20 protein-coding genes and 1 pseudogene are annotated in these 16232 nt (G+C 68.3%); 15 read left to right on the forward strand and 6 right to left on the reverse strand.

Going from position 1 to position 16232, the window contains the following annotated elements; all coding sequences use genetic code 11:
- Positions 1-132: 132 nt before the first annotated feature.
- From ITP53_RS57295 to ITP53_RS11965, 10 genes are all read left to right on the forward strand, one after another.
- The gene (locus ITP53_RS57295; protein WP_236050726.1) at positions 133-276 is read left to right on the forward strand and encodes a hypothetical protein; all 144 of its coding nucleotides are present in this window, start codon (positions 133-135) and stop codon (positions 274-276) included.
- The gene (locus ITP53_RS61020) at positions 246-503 is read left to right on the forward strand and encodes a hypothetical protein (RefSeq protein ID WP_407941225.1); all 258 of its coding nucleotides are present in this window, start codon (positions 246-248) and stop codon (positions 501-503) included. Before ITP53_RS57295 ends, ITP53_RS61020 begins: the two co-directional genes overlap by 31 nt.
- Positions 500-2095: an MFS transporter gene (locus ITP53_RS11930; protein WP_207755865.1), complete on the forward strand. Its 1596-nt coding sequence runs from the start codon at positions 500-502 to the stop codon at positions 2093-2095. The genes ITP53_RS61020 and ITP53_RS11930 overlap by 4 nt, the downstream gene beginning before the upstream one ends.
- A gap of 120 nt (positions 2096-2215) precedes the next feature.
- Positions 2216-2380 carry a hypothetical protein gene (locus ITP53_RS11935; RefSeq protein ID WP_195895417.1) on the forward strand — a complete coding sequence of 55 codons (165 nt, stop codon included), beginning with the start codon at positions 2216-2218 and terminating at the stop codon, positions 2378-2380.
- A 194-nt stretch (positions 2381-2574) separates the two neighbouring features.
- Positions 2575-2916: a DUF6069 family protein gene (locus tag ITP53_RS11940; protein ID WP_195895418.1), complete on the forward strand. Its 342-nt coding sequence runs from the start codon at positions 2575-2577 to the stop codon at positions 2914-2916.
- Positions 2917-2938: 22 nt separating this feature from the next.
- Positions 2939-3295, forward strand: coding sequence for a YciI family protein (locus tag ITP53_RS11945; RefSeq protein ID WP_195895419.1), 357 nt, complete (start codon positions 2939-2941; stop codon positions 3293-3295).
- Positions 3296-3301: 6 nt separating this feature from the next.
- Positions 3302-4492, forward strand: coding sequence for an RNA polymerase sigma factor (locus tag ITP53_RS11950; RefSeq protein ID WP_328814372.1), 1191 nt, complete (start codon positions 3302-3304; stop codon positions 4490-4492).
- Positions 4489-4986: an SRPBCC family protein gene (locus tag ITP53_RS11955; RefSeq protein WP_207755866.1), complete on the forward strand. Its 498-nt coding sequence runs from the start codon at positions 4489-4491 to the stop codon at positions 4984-4986. The genes ITP53_RS11950 and ITP53_RS11955 overlap by 4 nt, the downstream gene beginning before the upstream one ends.
- Positions 4987-5132: 146 nt before the next feature.
- Complete coding sequence (locus ITP53_RS11960) at positions 5133-5717, forward strand: dihydrofolate reductase family protein (protein ID WP_195895420.1); 585 nt, start codon at positions 5133-5135, stop codon at positions 5715-5717.
- 90 nt (positions 5718-5807) lie between these two features.
- On the forward strand, positions 5808-6296 hold the full coding sequence (locus tag ITP53_RS11965; RefSeq protein ID WP_236050736.1) for a tyrosine-type recombinase/integrase: 489 nt from the start codon (positions 5808-5810) through the stop codon (positions 6294-6296).
- On the opposite strand, the gene ITP53_RS11970 is transcribed toward ITP53_RS11965, so the two are convergent.
- From ITP53_RS11970 to ITP53_RS61025, 6 genes and pseudogenes are all read right to left on the reverse strand, one after another.
- Positions 6184-6813, reverse strand: coding sequence for a recombinase family protein (locus ITP53_RS11970; protein WP_195895421.1), 630 nt, complete (start codon positions 6811-6813; stop codon positions 6184-6186). The genes ITP53_RS11965 and ITP53_RS11970 overlap by 113 nt on opposite strands.
- Before the next feature lie 29 nt (positions 6814-6842).
- The gene (locus ITP53_RS11975; protein ID WP_195895422.1) at positions 6843-7031 is read right to left on the reverse strand and encodes a hypothetical protein; all 189 of its coding nucleotides are present in this window, start codon (positions 7029-7031) and stop codon (positions 6843-6845) included.
- A 159-nt stretch (positions 7032-7190) separates the two neighbouring features.
- A complete protein-coding gene (locus tag ITP53_RS11980; protein ID WP_207755867.1) occupies positions 7191-7601 on the reverse strand; it encodes a VOC family protein in 411 nt (136 codons plus the stop codon).
- A 446-nt stretch (positions 7602-8047) separates the two neighbouring features.
- Entirely contained in the window at positions 8048-8773 is a 726-nt protein-coding gene (locus ITP53_RS11985; RefSeq protein WP_195895423.1) for a MerR family transcriptional regulator, read from the reverse strand.
- A gap of 111 nt (positions 8774-8884) precedes the next feature.
- Entirely contained in the window at positions 8885-10003 is a 1119-nt protein-coding gene (locus ITP53_RS11990; RefSeq protein WP_328814373.1) for a serine hydrolase domain-containing protein, read from the reverse strand.
- A 547-nt stretch (positions 10004-10550) separates the two neighbouring features.
- Positions 10551-11087, reverse strand: a pseudogene (locus ITP53_RS61025) (Mu transposase domain-containing protein); the annotation flags it as partial.
- A gap of 242 nt (positions 11088-11329) precedes the next feature.
- Between ITP53_RS61025 and ITP53_RS11995 the strand changes: the two are divergent.
- The 5 genes from ITP53_RS11995 to ITP53_RS12015 form a co-directional block, all read left to right on the forward strand.
- On the forward strand, positions 11330-12055 hold the full coding sequence (locus ITP53_RS11995) for a PIG-L deacetylase family protein (RefSeq protein ID WP_207755868.1): 726 nt from the start codon (positions 11330-11332) through the stop codon (positions 12053-12055).
- A 72-nt stretch (positions 12056-12127) separates the two neighbouring features.
- Positions 12128-13168 (forward strand): DUF4158 domain-containing protein, encoded by a 1041-nt coding sequence (locus ITP53_RS12000; RefSeq protein ID WP_195895425.1) that lies wholly within the window; start codon positions 12128-12130, stop codon positions 13166-13168.
- Positions 13122-13433 (forward strand): hypothetical protein, encoded by a 312-nt coding sequence (locus tag ITP53_RS12005; RefSeq protein ID WP_195895426.1) that lies wholly within the window; start codon positions 13122-13124, stop codon positions 13431-13433. The genes ITP53_RS12000 and ITP53_RS12005 overlap by 47 nt, the downstream gene beginning before the upstream one ends.
- On the forward strand, positions 13430-15328 hold the full coding sequence (locus ITP53_RS12010; RefSeq protein WP_195895427.1) for a Tn3 family transposase: 1899 nt from the start codon (positions 13430-13432) through the stop codon (positions 15326-15328). Before ITP53_RS12005 ends, ITP53_RS12010 begins: the two co-directional genes overlap by 4 nt.
- On the forward strand, positions 15225-16232 hold a 1008-nt coding region (locus ITP53_RS12015; protein WP_195895428.1), incomplete at its 3' end, for a site-specific integrase. The genes ITP53_RS12010 and ITP53_RS12015, both read left to right, overlap by 104 nt.

Here is a 16232-nt window from a genome sequence, read left to right on the forward strand (position 1 = left end):
AACGTGGCCCGCGCCGGATTCCGTTCGGTTTCACAGTGCGACCTTGATCTACCTACTGTCACGATAGGTAGCTCTTGGTAACGGTTGTATTGCTCTGATAACGCTGTGTCTGATGGGTCATACGTTGCGTGCATGCCCGTCGACTTCCTGAGCGACTCAGAAGCGGCGAAGTACGGCCGTTACGACGGTCCGCCCACCCGGGCCGAGATGGAGAAGATCTTCTTTCTCGACATCGCGGCCGGCACATCCGTTGCGGCTTCGCCCTTCAGCTCGTGACCGTTCGCTACCTGGGGTGCTTCCTGGCCGACCCGCCCGCTTCTCCTGATGACATCAGTGCACTCCGGTTTCGTGACCGGCTTTCGCACCGCTCGGCCTGGTCGGCAGGCTCAGGGAGGACGTCTTCAAGATTTTCTGTGGCGGTGTCGAGTGGCGTCGAGCCCGTTCGTAGCCAGGGTGAGAGGCCGGCGACGCGCCGGTCGCCCTACCGAAGGATCAGGTTGTGACCACTGCGAACACGAGGCCCGGGGCCGGGCGGCGGGAATGGGTGGGGCTGGCTGTGCTCGGCTTGCCCACGTTTCTCGTCTCGATGGATTTCTCCGTGCTGTACCTGGGCGTTCCGCATCTGAGCGCCGATCTCGCGCCGAGCGGCATCCAGCAGCTGTGGATCGTGGACATCTACGGCTTGCTGATCGCGGGCTTTCTGGTGACCATGGGCACCATCGGTGACCGGATCGGCCGGAAGAATCTCTTGCTCATCGGCGGCGCCGTGTTCGGCATCGCCTCGGTGGCCGCGGCGTTTTCCACCAGCCCGCAGATGCTCATCGCCAGCCGTGCACTGCTCGGTGTGGCGGGTGCGGCGGTGATGCCGTCGGTGCTGGCCCTGGTCACCGGTATGTTCACCGACCAGAAGCAGCGCAGCCGCGCCCTGGCCATCTATCTGACCTGTTTCATGGGCGGGGCGACGCTCGGCCCGCTCGTCGGTGGGGTGCTGCTGGAGTATTTCTGGTGGGGTTCGGTGTTCCTGGTGGCCGTGCCGGGGATCGTGCTGTTGCTGGTGTTTGGCCCCTTTCTGCTCCCTGACCAGCGTGCACCGCGGGCCGGCAGGCTCGACCCGGTCAGCGTCGTGCTGTCCCTCGCGGCGATCTTGCCGTTCGTCTACGGGCTCAAGGAGCTGGTTCGCAACGGCTGGGAGTGGCTACCCGCCGTGGCGCTGGTCTCCGGTATCGCGGTAGGGGTGGTGTTCGTCCACCGGCAGCGGCACCTGGAGCACCCGCTGCTCGACCTGCGGATGGTCGCCAACCGCACGTTCCGCTCCGCGCTGACCCTGATGTTCGTGACCGCCGTGGTAGGCACCGGCACCCTCCTGCTCGTCACGCTGTACCTGCAGAACGTCACCGGCCTCACCCCGCTGGCGGCCGGCCTGCTCTTGACGGTCCCCAACGTGCTGATGATCATCGGCAATCTGAGCACCCCACCGCTGGCCAACCGCATCCGTCCGGCGTACCTGATCGCGGGCGGACTGCTGGTCGCGGGTGCCGGCTACTTGATCTTCACGCTGGCCGGCTCGACGTCCGGCCCTATGGTGATCTTCATCGCGATGTGTGTCGTCATGCTCGGCACCGCGCCGTTGGCCGCGCTGTGCAACCACCTCGCCATGGGGGAGGTGTCGCCGGACAAGGCCGGCTCCGGGGCGTCGATCGTCCAGACGACCGCCGAATTCGGGCTCGGGCTCGGCATCGCCACGCTCGCCACACTCGGCACTGCGGTGTACCGGAGCAACGTGGAGGGCGCGCTCGGCGCGATACCACCCGACGCGGCGGACGCCGCCCGGGAAAGTATCGACCGCGCGGTCGCCGCGGCCGGTCAGCTGCCCGCCGCGCAGAGCGGCGACCTGCTGGCCGCGGCCCGCGACGCGTTCACCTCCGGCATGCACGTGGTGGGCATCGTCAGCGCCATCCTCTACGCCGGCCTGGCCGTACTCGCCATCCGGGCGTTCAGGCCCGTGCACAACTCGCGCGGCAGCAATGACGACACCACGAACAAGGACCAAGAGACCGACCCGGTACCCGACGCCGCATGGGCCACCGAGGCATAAACCGGCACACACGACAGAGCCCGCGCCGTGGGGCAACGTACGCCTCCGGAGCGATCTCGGTCATACCGCCGGTCAGCCATCCGGCACCTTCGACCAGCCGGAGCTCTCCAGATCGCGGATGTGCGCACCCAGGTCGCGCTCTCGCTGCTCACCGACTTCGAGAACTACAGCGTCTTCACGTCGGCGGCCCAGCAGGAGAACGCGCTCGCCACCCTGCTGGATCAGGTGATCGCCTGGGGCGAGGCGTTGCGGCCACTGCGTCACCAGCACGCGTTACGGCGGTGATGGGCCCGGTTCGCAGATGCTGCCGGATCGCTCGTGACGAGTTGGCCTTACTCGCCTCGGACGTTGCCGGGGCGAGTACGTCTTCAAGATTTTTCTGCGGTGATGTCGAGTGGCGTCGAGCCCGTTCGTAGCCAGGGTGAGAGGCCGGCAACGGGCCGGTCGTCCCTCACGGGAGGGCCACAATGTCCGCCACATTGCTGATCACCGGCGGGTCGGCCGCCGCGGCCGTCGCCGCGGCGGGTGAGTTCGCCGGGATCAGCCTCGTTGCCAACGGTGCGCCGATCCCGGTTTCCGAGTTCGTCATGCTGACCCTGATCTTCTCCGTGGCGGGCCTGGTGCCGGCCACAGGTTTGGCTCGCTGGGCTCGCCGGCCGCGCACGGCGTTCGTTCGCGCCACGCTTGCGCTCACCGCGTTATCCCTGGTACCGGATGTGCTCATCGGCGCGTCGGTGGCCACGAAGGTGCTGCTGATGATGACGCACGTGGTCGCCTCCGCAATCGTCATCCCGTCCATCGCCCGCCGCCTGTCCGCCTGATCCCTTAGCAAGGAGTTCGCCCGTGAAGAAGTACCTACTGGCCGTCCAGTTCGACGAGAGCGCGCCGTGGCCGTCCGAGGAGGACCTGCGGGAGCAGCGGGCCAGGACGGAGCAGGTGACCGCCGACATGCGGTCCGCCGGTTGCTGGGTGTTCGTCGGCGGCCTGCTGGGCTCGCACGCCACCACGGTCGTCCGCCCCGGCAACGGCATGACCACGATGACCGACGGCCCGTACCCCGAGACCAAGGAACAGCTCGGCGGGTTCTGGGTGATCCAGTGCGACGACCTGGACCAGGCGCTGTCCTGGGGCGAGAGGTGCGCGCTGGCCTGCGGGTTCCCGATCGAGGTGCGCCCGTTCGAAGACGCGCAGTGGAAGTGAGCATCGGTGGATCTGGACGGCATCTACCGGGCCGAGTACGGCCGGTGGGTGGCCACGCTGACGCGCCTGCTCGGTGACATCGGCCTGGCCGAGGAGTTCGTGCAGGACGCGTTCGCGGTGGCCGTGCAGAAATGGGACGAGGAGCCGCCGCCCAATCCCGGCGCGTGGATCGTGACCACCGCCCGCAACCGGGCGATCGACCGCCTGCGCCGGGAATCCACCCGCGAGGCCCGCCACGCCCAGGCGCTGCTGCTGCACCAAGTCGACGAACCACAGGAGGTGGGACCGGTGCGTGACGACCAGCTCCGCATGATCTTCACCTGCTGCCACCCGGCGCTGTCGCCGCTGTCGCAGCCCGCGGTGACTCTGCGGCTGCTCGGCGGGCTGGAGGTGGCCGAGATCGCCCGGGCCTACCTGGTGCCCGAGACGACCGTCTTCCAGCGGATCGTCCGCGCGAAGAAGAAGATCCGCGACGCCGGCATCCCCTACCGGGTGCCGGGCGCCGCCGAATTGCCCGACCGGCTGACATGCGTACTGACCGTGCTGTATCTGGTCTTCAACGAGGGCTACACCGCCACGACGGGCCAGCTGATGCGCACCGACCTGTGCCTGGAAGCCGTCCGGCTGGCCAGGACGCTGGCCGAGCTGATGCCCGATGAGCCAGAGGTGATCGGGCTGCTGGCGCTGCTCCTGCTCACCGAAGCCCGCCGGCCCGCGCGGGTGGGACCCGCGGGCGAGCTGGTGGTGCTCGCCGAGCAAGACCGCTCGCTGTGGAACCGCGAGCTGATCGCCGAAGGACACGAGCTAGTACGCCGCTGCCTGCGCCGTAACCAGCCGGGCCCGTACCAGCTGCAGGCCGCGATCAACGCCGTGCACACCGACGGGCCGGCCACCGACTGGGCGCAGGTGCTGGCGCTGTACGACCAGTTGCTGCACCAGTCCCCGACCCCGATCGTGGCACTCAACCGCGGTCGCCGTCGCCGAGGTACACGGACCGGCCCAGGCGCTGGCCACCATCGAAGAACTGGACCTGCCGGGCTACCACCTGCTGCCCGCCACCCGCGCCGACCTGCTGGTCCGCCTGGGCCGTACCGCCGAAGCCGTCGCCGCCTACGACGAGGCCATCACCCTGGCCACCAACGACACCGAACGAACCTTCCTGCAGACGCGACGAGCCCGACAAGGAGTATGAGATGACAACGAACGTGCACACCATGGAGCGGGAGAGCGTGAGCGCCACCCTGACTTTCGCCGTGCCCGCCGCGAGGGTGTTCGCGGTGCTGGCGGACCCGACCAGCCATGCGGCGATCGACGGCACCGGCTGGGTGCAGGAAGCCGTCAACCAGGCGCCTTTGACCGGGGCAGGGCAGATCTTCCGGATGGACATGCACCACGCCGACCATCCGGACGGTGACTACCGGGTGGTCAACAAGGTCGAGGTGTTCCGGGCGCCGCACGCCATCGGCTGGCTGACCGGGGTGGAGAAGGACGACGGCCAGCTGGAGCTCGGCGGCTGGCTCTGGCGCTACGACCTCGCACCGCTCAGCCCGTCCGAGACCGAGGTCACGCTCACCTACGACTGGTCGGCGGTGCCGCAGTTCAGACGGGAGTACATCCAGCTCCCGCCCTTCGGCCCCGACCACCTCATCAACTCGCTGCACCACCTGGCCGAACTCATCTCCAGCAGGTGATGTCGCCGACCACGACGACCACTCGTTCGGCCGGCCCCGTCGCCCGCGTCGCTCCGCACGTCGAGTTCCAAGACAACCAGTCAGGGCGACACGTCGGTCCCAGTCTGTTTCTTCACACCTGATCAACCTTACTCAAGGAGAACACCATGACCGCCACCTACACCTTCGATGTCTTCACCACCCTCGACGGCTTCGGCTCCTATAACAGCAGCGGCGATTGGGGCGGCTACTGGGGCAAGCAAGGCCCCGAATTCCTCGACCGCCGCCTCGCCCTGTACGACCAGGAGCAGCGGATGGTCCTCGGGGCCAACACCTATCGGGCGCACGTGCAGTTGCTGGCCTCGAGCACCGAGGAGTCCGGGGTGGGCGACCCCTGGGCCACCCGGATGATGAGCATGCCGACATCGGTGGTGTCGACCACACTGCAAGATCCCCTCGACTGGCCGGACGCGACCGTCGTGAGCGGCGACCCCGTCGACATCGTCGCCCGGCTCAAGAAGGAGTCCCAGGTGCCGTTGCGCTCGCACGGCAGCCTGTCGCTGAACCGCACGCTGATGGCCGCCGGCCTGGTCGACCGCGTCCAGGTGACCATCTTCCCCGTGATCACCGGTCAGACCGGAACAGACCCGATCTTCCAGGGCGGCGCCGACTTCGACCTCGAGCTGATCGAGAGCCGGACACTCGACGGCCACACCCAAGAGCTCATCTACCGGCCCACCCTGCACATCTGAGCCCGTCCATGCACCCCCACCCTCGTCGAGCTTGCGCGGGCTGCAGCCCGGGCCGCGGAGATCCTGGCGCTGAACGTCGAGGACCTCGACCTGGAGCACCGGCGCGCCCCCGTCCGCTCCAAGGGCGGTGCCATCGAGTGGGTGTACTGGGACAGCGGCACCGCCCACCTGCTGCCCCGGCTACTCCGCCTTCCCGACGGCACCTCACACACGCATGGTCCGCTGTTCCTGTCCGAGCGGCGTCCCGTCCCCGCTCGCCGCCCGACGGCCGCCGACATCTGCCCGCACACCGGCCGCGCCCGCCTCGGCTACGACCGTGCCCGCGTCCTGCTCGACCAATACGCCGGGCTCGACCTGCACCAGCTGCGCCACAGCGCCGCCACCCACCTCGGCGACGCCGAAGTCTCTCTGCAGCTCATCATGGGCAAAACCCGGCACAAGAACCCCCGCACCGCCATGCGCTACGTCAAACCCGGCGCCGAAGCCATCGCCAAGGTGTGGACTCCGGAGTGTGCGCATCCGCCAGGGCCTCGTAGGCGGTGGAGCGGCCGATCTTCAAGGTGCGGGCGGCTTCGGTGACGCTGACACCGTCGTCGACCAGGCGGCGCAGCGTGGCCAGTTCGGCGGGGCCGATCGCGCGCGGCCGGCCGGTCTTCTTCTTGCCGGGCAGCATGGCGCCGGTGGCTTCGCGGCGTTTGGCGGCGGCGATTCCCTCGGCCTGACGCTCGGCGCGCAGTTCCAGCTCATACTCGGCGGCCGCGGCCAGGACCGCGAACATGAAGCGGCCTTCTTTGGTGTCCAGGTCGAAGTTCTCGGTGAGGGAGACGACCTTGACGCCGCGCTCGCGCAGCTCGGTCACCACGGTCAGCACGTGTGCGGCTGAGCGGCCCCATCGGTCGGACTTCCAGAACTTCAACGTGTCGCCGGGGCGTAGCGCGGCCAGGGCGGCGGCGAATTCGGGACGGTTCCCGCGCAGACGGCTGGAGATCTTCTCCTGGAACAGGACGTCGTAGCCGTCGGCGGCCAGGGCGTCGAGCTGGAGCTTGGGGTTTTGATCGCGGGTGGAGACCCGCGCGTAGGCGATGGTGCGGCCCATCGGGTCCTCGTGGCGTCGTGGGTAGGTGGTCAGGGCGCCTGGAGGTATTCGTCCAGGGTCGGCAGGTCCTCCGGCGGGGTCTGGCCGACTATGAGAGACAGTTCCGACACCCACCGGGTGAGGCCGCCCTGCCAGGAGGAGAAGTAGATCGCCCCTTCGGGGCCGTCCTGGTCGGGAAGCAGGACGTATCCGTCTTTCCCGTCGACCTGCGCTCGCAAGACCTTGGGCCGCGACGTTGGCGAGTCGCGTCCCCGCCCTGGTCCGGGCCGTCCACCAGCTCACCCTGGAGAACCAGGAACTGCGGGAGCAGCTGGAACTGCCCGAACCTAACGTCACTCCGCTCCACCATCGCCGCAGTGCTCCGGAAAGTCGGGCGGCTAGGCCGACGCGCCCGTAGTCACCGCGAAGCGTGCCCCGTACGGGTCAATGAACTTGGCGACGCGGCCGACGCCCGGCAGGTCCGTGGCGGGCATGCGGACCGTGCCGCCCAGTTCCTGCGCCTTCGCGACCGTGGCATCCGTGTCGGTGACCTCAAAGTACGGCAGCCAGTACGCGGGGCTGTCCGCCTCCGCGGGGTCGTCGACAAGGTCGACGACCCCGCCGAACATGGCGTCCTCCCCTTGCCCGGCGGGGCTGAACGTCGTGTAGGTGCCGCCGTAGAAGTCGAGGGCGAAGGTCTCCAGGCCAAGCGTCGCCTTATAGGACCGCCCCGCGGCCTGCACGTCCGTGGTGTACAGCTCCAGCCAGCACAACGAGCCCGTCCGCACCACGACGCCATCACCCGCCACTCTAGTCGTCAGAGGGCGGCGAAGCCGTCAGCGCTGCCGGGCCAGTGTTGGCGGACGGCCTGCAGACCGGCGCGGCGGACCACACCGCGCAACACGAAGGTGACGACGATGCATCGTCGGCGTAGCCGAGGATACGGACTCCGCGCGGCCTCCCGCGATCCCGCGTACTGGGGCCCGAACGCCGATCAGTTCGATCCGCGACGGCGGCCCGGCCCCTCCCAGCACCTTGATGTGTCACAAAGTCTCCTTGCGAAGAGTGCCGGACACCTTGGTAAGTGTCCGGCACTCTTCGGCGTGTTGCAGGTGCCCCACCATCAAGGGTTACGGGACTGACCTGGCAGCACGCTGGGTGAGCAATCGAGTCTTTGAGTGCTGCTACATCTCACCGACGTTCCGAGCCCGATCGGCCCCGGAGCGCTGTCCACGCTGACTGATGGCAAACGCCGCTACCACTCGCCGGCAAAATCAGCGCCGCTGGGTGCCAGCAACCGCCGTAGCGTCGGTGACGACTGCAGAACGTGGGAGAACATCAGGTCGACCGGGGTGTCGGCGTTGGGGCCGGGCCGATCGATGTTGCGCGTGTGCCAGGCCGTGATCTGTTCGGCGAGTTCGGGCAGCCGCGGATCGGTGAGGGGCCAGTCCAGTGCGTGGGAGATGGCCCGGTAGAGCTGGACGAATGCAGGATCGTCGAGTGCGGCGTTCTTCGCGGCGACCCATTGGGGGATGGCCTGGGGCGTCTGCGCCACTAACATGATCCAGACGTCGCGTTCCAGGCGCACCAGGCCCTCAGCGACCCCCAGGGCGCGTTCGCGATCGAGGAGATGCACGACGTTGTCCGGCAGAAACAGCCGGTCTCCGGCGGCGAGCTCGGAGATCCGCTCGCGGTGCTCGCGCAACTGGTCCATCTTCTTGGCGAGCGAACGGTCGATCTCGGTGATGGCCGCGGCGAACTGCTCCGGTCCCGCGTGCAGAAGCTCGTCGATGCGGGCGAGCGGGACCCCGGCATCGGCCAGGGTCTTGATCCGCATCAGGTCGACGACCGCCGCGGCGCCGTACTGGCGGTAACCGGAGGCATCCCGCTCGGGTTCGGCCAGCAGGCCGACATGGTGATAGTGGCGCACAGCGCGTACGGTCACGCCGGCATGCGCGGCGAGCTGGCCGATGGTGAGCACCCGTACTTCCCTCCTTGCTCGCGCCACCTGGAGCGGGCAGTCCGTTGTGATAATGCCAGCAGGCAATCCCCCATGTGTCCGGGTACGGCCGCGCCGCGTACCCAGAAAAGATCATCTCGTGTCGCACATCAAGTGGTCCATCGCGTCATTGATGAGTTTCTCGGTGGGGAGCGCGTTCTCGTTGAAGACCCACAACGTCGTGAGCAGGACCATCCCGCGTCTGCCGTCCTCGGTGAAGCCGCTGTGGGTGCAGTGCCCGAGAGTGTTGCCGGCGTGACCCCAGTACGTGCCGCAGGAGGACTGGAACTGACCGATGCCCAGGCCGAAGCGTGCGCCGGGGAAGACAGGATCCCATTCGGCAGCGGGAATGGTCTCCTTCATCGCCGCGAGCTGGGCGGGCTTGAGAAGCTCGCCGCCGAGCAGTCCCTGCCAGAACCGCACGAGATCGGCCGCCGTGGTGATGAGATCGCCCGCGGCATCGAACGGGGTGGGGTTCATCTCGGTCGTCTCCACCGGCTCGGCGCTGTCGGGAAACTCCGTATAGCCCATCGGATGGGGATCCGGAAGCCGCGGATCGTCTCCGGGGGAGAAGGTGTGATCCAGCCCAAGGGGACGGATGATCCGGTCCATCACCTCCCGCGATCGCTCGTTGCCGGTGACCTTCTCAATGATCATCCCGGCCAGGACGTAGTTGGTGTTGGAGTAGTTCCAGCGCCGCTCGTCCGGTCCGGGCAGCCATTTGGGCTCGTGCCGCATGGCGATGGCCACGAGCTGCTGCGAGGTGTACGAGTCGTACCGATGTTCCAGGAAGTCCTTCGCCGTCCAGATCGGAACGTCGTACATGTACTCGGCCAGCCCGCTGGTCTGCTGGAGTAGCTGCTTGACGGTGATCTTGGTGCCGTCGTTGCCGTTGCCGCGGACCATGCCCGGGAGCCAGTCCTCGACGGTGTCATCGAGCGAGAGCCGTCCCTCGCCCACAAGCTGGAGTGCCACGGTGGCGGTGAACGTCTTGGCCGTGCTGCCCATCCGGAAGTAGCTGTCGTAGGCGATCGGCCGATCGGAAGCGAGGTCCGCCACGCCGGCGCGAGCGGTCTGCAGTTCCCTGCCGGTGTGCACGGCGGCGAGCAGTCCGGGGACTCCCTTCGCGTGGATGGCCTTCAGGTCGGCCTCCAGCACCGATCGGTCGTATCCGTCGTCTGCCGTCGTCATCGATGTCGTTGAATTCGTCATGGGTCCGATGCTCAACCCCTGACGCAGGGTCAAGGTCAAGTCCCCGCCGGAAACGGCCGGTCGGGTAATGCGGGCCCCTATGGCAGGCCAGGACCCTCGGTCCTACCGCCTGGCTTCTTCGGCGGCGGGTTGTGTTCGCGAAGGGCTCCGCCCAGATCGGTGACGGAGCCGAAAAACCACGGAAGTTGATGTGCTCGAACTGCAGCGGCAGCAAACGGGCACAGACCTCCGAGATGACCCGCCCACCTTTGATGCCCAGCGTGCCCGCGCTCAGCGCCCCCACCTGTAGCGCGGCGGCGATGCCGGCGACCACGTGAGTGTGGGTCATGTGCCGATGCAACAGCAGCACCTCGATCAGCTCTCTGGTGCCGGCCGCGTCGCCGTGTGCCTTGCGCGCCGCGGCCCACCACGCCTCGTGCGCGCTGGTGAAGGTGCCCGCCTGTCGGGCCTGCTCCAACGCGGTCGCCCCGGGCAGCGCGCCGGGCTTGTGCGCCAAGGCCTCCAGGTAATGATCCAGTTCCAACCGGGACCCGCACTTGGCGATCAGCCGTTCGTGCCGGGCCACCTCCATGCCCTTGTGATAGACGACCAGGTGCGAGGCGAACAGCATCACCCGCACCTCATGGCCGGCCAACCGGACTGGCACCGAATAGCGGTTGGTGCGCACGGTGATCGTGCCGTGCAGGCTGACGCGCGGTGTGAGGAGCCGGCCGATCTCGAACGGCTCGGCCGGTACCGGCGCCAGCAGCGGCTGCTCTTGCGCGAACCGTTCGCCGATGGTCTGGGTGAGCATCCGGATCCGGCGCCGCTCGTCCTGCCGGTCCCAGCCGTCGATCGCCGCGTTGAGCTCGGCCATCGAGTTCACTTCGGGCACCGGGGACCATATGGTTTCTGCGGAAGTACCCGATCTGGCCCTCCACGCCGCCCTTCTCGTGCGCGCCCTCCAGGCCAGGGCGGCAATAGAAGGCCTCGATCCCTGCCCAACTGCGGAAGGCCACCCACCGCTCGCTCGCCACCCGGGCCCGGGAAAAGCCCAGCACCTTGGCCACCATCCCGTACGACACCTCGCATGCGTCGTGTTCATCCAGCAGCCGGTCGAAGATGCGCTTGGCGGTGTGCCGCTGCTTGCGGGGTGCGTCCAAGTCCACCCGCAGCATCTGATCGATCAAAGGCTTGAAGTGGTCCAGCCGCGACGCCCGGGGCGGTAGCGGCTTGCGTGGCACAGGCCAGACCGAGGCCAGCGCCTTCTCAACCGTGCGGAAGCCGATGTGGGCTGAACCCCAAAAACGGCGAACGGCGAGCCCCCAACACGGAAAGAAGACCAGCATGACATTGCCTGCCCTCCCCGAGGAGTCCTTCCAGCGCGTGCTCTGCGTCGTCGCGCACCCTGACGACATGGAATACGGCACGTCCGCGGCCGTCGCTCGCTGGACCGCGCGCGGCATCGAGGTCGGTTACCTCCTGCTCACCCCCGGCGAGGCCGGCATGCCGAACCCTCCCCAGGAGACGGCTCGCCTGCGCGTCGCCGAGCAGCAGGCCGCCTGCGCCGTCGTCGGCGTCAAGCACCTGACCGTCCTCGAACATCCGGACGGTGTGCTCGTCTACGGGCTCGACCTGCGCCGGGACATCTGCCGGGAGATCCGCCGGTTCAAGCCCGACGTCGTACTCGGCACCGGATACGAGATCGAGACGCCCTACGGCTTCGACCAGGCCGACCACCGCGCGGCCAGGCTCGCGACGCTCGACGCGGTGCGCGACGCGGGCAACAGGTGGGTTTTCCCGGAGCAGGTCGACGACGAGGACCTCCAACCGCACTCCGTGCGCTGGTTCATCGTCCCCGGGCTCGCCGGCTCCGCGACCCATGGCGTCGAGGTCACGGGTGAACGCTGCTCCGCGGTGTCGCCTCGCTCGAGGCGCACGCCGCGTACCTGGCCGCGCTCCCGGACCACCCCGCCCCCGAGGACTTCATCCCGAAGTTCACGGGGGCCCAGGACTCTACTGACGGGTAGCTACGTTAAGGACGGATCCGCAGGTCGGCAGGGGCGGGGTTGATCGGCGTTTGGTTGATCTCGATTTGGGCGTACTGACCAGTAGTAGCTGTCTGCGTCCATAGCGTCGCGTTCTGTGGCTGTTGACTATCTCTCGGATGAGCAGGTCCGGCGCTATGGGGCATTCGTGGCCGACCCGACGCCCGAGGAACTGGAGCAGTTCTTCTTCCTTGATGAGCAGGGGCTAGTGGAGGCTCGGAAGAAGCGGCGCAAGCACAATCGGCTGGGCTGGAGCGTTCAGTGGGGCACTGTACGGATGCTGGGGACGTTCCTGGAGGATCCGATCGAGGTCCCGTGGGCGGTGGTCGACTACGTCGCCGAGCAATTGGGGATCGACGACCCGTCGTGTATCAAGCAGTACGCCGAGCGGGGTGAGACGCAGTACGAGCACACCGGCGAGATCCGGAAGTTGCTGAAGTTCCGGGAGTTCGCCGAGGCCGAAGAGGAGATCGTGCGGTTCGTCGCCTCGCGGGTGGCCACGACGCGGGACTCGCGGCGGGAGTTGTTCGACCGGGCGGTGCTTCATCTGATCGAGAAGCGGGTGCAGCTGCCGGGGATCACGACGTTGGCGCGGCTGGTGCGGGATGTGCAGTTGTCGACGCTGGAGGAGATCAACGCGGCGGTGGTGGCGCCGACGCCGGTGCACACGCGGCGGGAGCTGATCGGCACGCTGGAGGTGCCGGGGGGCAAGCGGGTCTCGACGCTGGAGTGGATGCGTACCCCGGTGGTGCAGCTGACCGGTAAGGGGATGGTCGCCGCGCTGGACCGCACCTCCTGCGTGCTGGGGCTGGGGACGGGCGCGGTGGATCTGTCGGAGGTCGCGCCGGTGAAGCTGGCGGAGCTGGCCTCCTACGGGCTGCACGCCAAGGCCCCCAAGATCAAGAATTTGAAGGGTGAGCGGCGGGTCGCGACGCTGGTGGCGACGGCCCGGCAGTTGGAGCGGTCGTCGGTGGATGACGCGCTGCTGCTGTTCGACCTGCTGATGTCGACGAAGCTGCTGTCGGGGGCGGCCCGGGCGAGCAACAAGGAGAAGCTAGACCTTCCCGAAGCTGAAGACGGCGGCGTCCCGCATGGCGGCGGCGTGGGCGGTCGTCCTCGCGGAGCGGCCCGAGGGTGAGGGGCCGGCGTCGGTGGCGGAGATGATGGCCGCGGTCGAGACGGTGGTGTCCAGGGAGGATCTGGCCGCCGCGGTGGAGTCGGTGCGCGAGCTGTTGCCGCCGCCGGGCAGCGACGACGACGGCGACGCCGAATGGCGGGCGTCGCTGGTGGACCGGTACGCGACGGTGAGGCCGTTCATCGACATGCTGTCGGCGGTGATCCCCTGGGGCGCGACCGAGGCCGGCACCGAGGTCCTTGCCGCGCTGCGCGGCCTGCCGAGGTGATCGCGGCCCGCAAGCCGGGCACCGAGCACATCCGGGGGTTCGAGGGCCTGGTGACGGGGTCGTGGCGTCGGCTGGTGTTCGCCGATCCGAAGCTGGAGGCCCCGGCGATCGACCGGCCTGCCTACGTGTTCTGCGTGCTGGAGCTGCTGCACGACGCGCTGCGCCGCCGGGACGTGTACGCGGTCGGCTCCGACAAGTGGGCCGATCCGCGCGTCCAGCTGATCGAACCCCGGTTGTGGGTGCGGGAGCGGGACACGGTGCTGGCCGCGCTCGGCCTCCCGGCGGATCCCGCCGAGCACCTGGCCGACCTCGCCGACCTTCTGGACGGCGCGTTCCGGCAGGTCGGGGCGGGCCTGGCGGGCAACGACGCGGCCAAGATCTCGGGCGGGAAGCTGTCGCTGGCCCGGTTGGAGGCGGCCCCGCACCCCGAGGGTTTCGCCGCGATCCACGACGCGGTCGCGGGGATGCTGCCCCGGATCGACTACCCGGAGCTGATCTTGGAGGTCAACGTCCGGACGGGGTTCTTGGACGCGATGCCGCACATCTCCGGGTCGCAGGCGCGCCGCGACGACCTCGATCTGAGCCTGGCGGCGTTGCTGGTGGCGCGGTCGTGCAACATCGGGCTGACGCCGGTCGCCAAGCCCGGCACCGCCGCGTTGGGCGAGAGCCGCCTGGTCGGGGTGGAGAAGGGCTACTTCCACGGTGAGGGCATCGGGAAGGCCTCAGCGATCCTGGTGGACAAGCAGGCCGGCATCGAGATCACCGCGGTCTGGGGCGGCGGCCTGGTCGCCTCCACCGATGGGTTGCGGTTCGTCGTCCCCGTCCGTTCCCTGCACTCGCGGCCGTCTCCGCTGTACTTCGGGATCGGGAAGCGGCCGCGCGGCACGACCTGGCTGAACACCGTGTCGGACAAGGTGATGGGGCTCGGCGGTCTGGTGGTGCCGGGGACGATGCGGGACTCGATGTTCATCCTGGACGCCATCCACCGTCTGGACGCCACCGAGCCGCCCGACATCGTCACCACCGACACCGGCTCTTACAGTGACGTCGTCTACGGCATGTTCGCGATCTGCGGCTACCAGTTCGCGCCCCGTCATGCCGACATCACCGACACCCAGCTGTGGTGGGTCGACGCCGCCATGCTGAAGGGCGAGATCACCCGCGACCACCGGGGCTCCAACGGGTGGGGCGCGTTCAACGAGCTTCAACTGCGGCGGGTGTCGGTCCCTGCGATCGTCCAGTACTGGGATGACATGGTCCGGGTCGCCGGATCGTTGTCGACGAACAAGGTCCGCGCCTATGACCTGATCAAGATGATGACTGCGGGCGGGCGGCTCACCGGTCTGGGCAACGCGTTCGCCGCCTACGGCCGGCTTTTCAAGACGCTGCACCTGCTCCAGATCATCCACGTCGAGTCCTACCGGCGGATGATCGGCGCCCAGCTCAACACCGGAGAGTCCCGCCACCAGCTCGCCCGCCGCGTGTTCTTCGGCAACCTCGGGCAGCTGCGCCAAGCCTATGAACGCGGTATGGAGGACCCGTTGACCGAAATACCGCAGGGTTCCCCCTGGTCAACGAGTAGGTCGACGGACAGTGACCATGGGCTCCTGTCGAGGTTCTGTCGGGCTTCTCCGCGGGGGTCGGGGTTCTGCTGTCATCTCGAGTCTGGAGTGATTCGAGGAGGTAGTAGTGGTGGCAGAGAAGGACGGGGAGATCCGGGATGTGGTGGCCCTGGTGGTGCCACGGGCCGGCCGGGTGGAGGAGACGGGCGAGCCGTTGAGGCCGTTCCGGTTGATCGACGGCGAGGGCGTGGAGGTGGCTGCGGTCACCGAGTTTCTGCATCACATGCTCGCCGACGACGCGAGCCCGGCGTCGTTGCGCTCGTACGCCTATGAGCTTCTGGGATGGTTCCGGTTCCTGGCCGCGGTCGGGGTTGCATGGGATCTGGCGGGGCGGGCGGAGGCCCGGGACTTCGCGCTGCGGCTGAAGATGGTGAAGAAGCCAGCCCGGAGCCGCCGCCCGGACGCGCCCAGGCCGGGAACGGTCAATCCGGTCACGGGCAAGGCTTCGCCGGGTGAGCGGTATGCGGCTCGCACGCGTCGTCACGCGAGAGCGGCGGTGCGGAGCTTCTATGAGTATCACCGTGAGATGCATGGCCGGCCGCTGGTCAACCCGTTCCCCAAGAGCCGCAGCGGCGAGGAGGACCTCAACGCCCACCACAATCCGATGCAGCCGTTCCGGCGGCCGTCCCGTCGGGCGGAGTACCAGCCCAAGGAGCCCAAGCGGATCCCGCGCAGCATCCCCGACCGGGCGTTCAACGATCTGTTCGCGGCGCTGACGACGCACCGCGACCGAGCGTTGATCGCTTTCTATATCTCGACCGGCGCCCGCGCCTCTGAGCTGCTGGGTGTGACCCGCCGGCTCGTCGCCCCCGAAGACCAGCTGATCGGCGTGATCCGCAAGGGCAGCCGCGCCCTGCAGCAGCTGCCCGCCTCGACGGATGCGTTCGTGTGGTTGAGGTTGTATCAGCAGGAGACCCGCGACCTTGTCCCTGCCGGACCCGACGATCCGTTGTGGTGGACTCTGCGCCGGCCGTTCCGCCGGCTCGAGTACGACGCCGCCAGGATGGTCTTCAACAAGGCCAACGCCGCCCTCGGCTCGAACTGGACGCTGTTGAGTCGGCCTGGGGCGCGGTGCCGGGATTGCTCTCGGTCCGTTTCCCCAGGCCGCTCGCCGAACCCGCCGTGCCGATCTCTCGGCAACGGGCTCTCCACGATCTCTGTCGTCAGGCGGGGTTCG

Source organism: Nonomuraea cypriaca, from assembly GCF_015645445.1.
In the GTDB taxonomy this organism is placed as follows: domain Bacteria; phylum Actinomycetota; class Actinomycetes; order Streptosporangiales; family Streptosporangiaceae; genus Nonomuraea; species Nonomuraea cypriaca.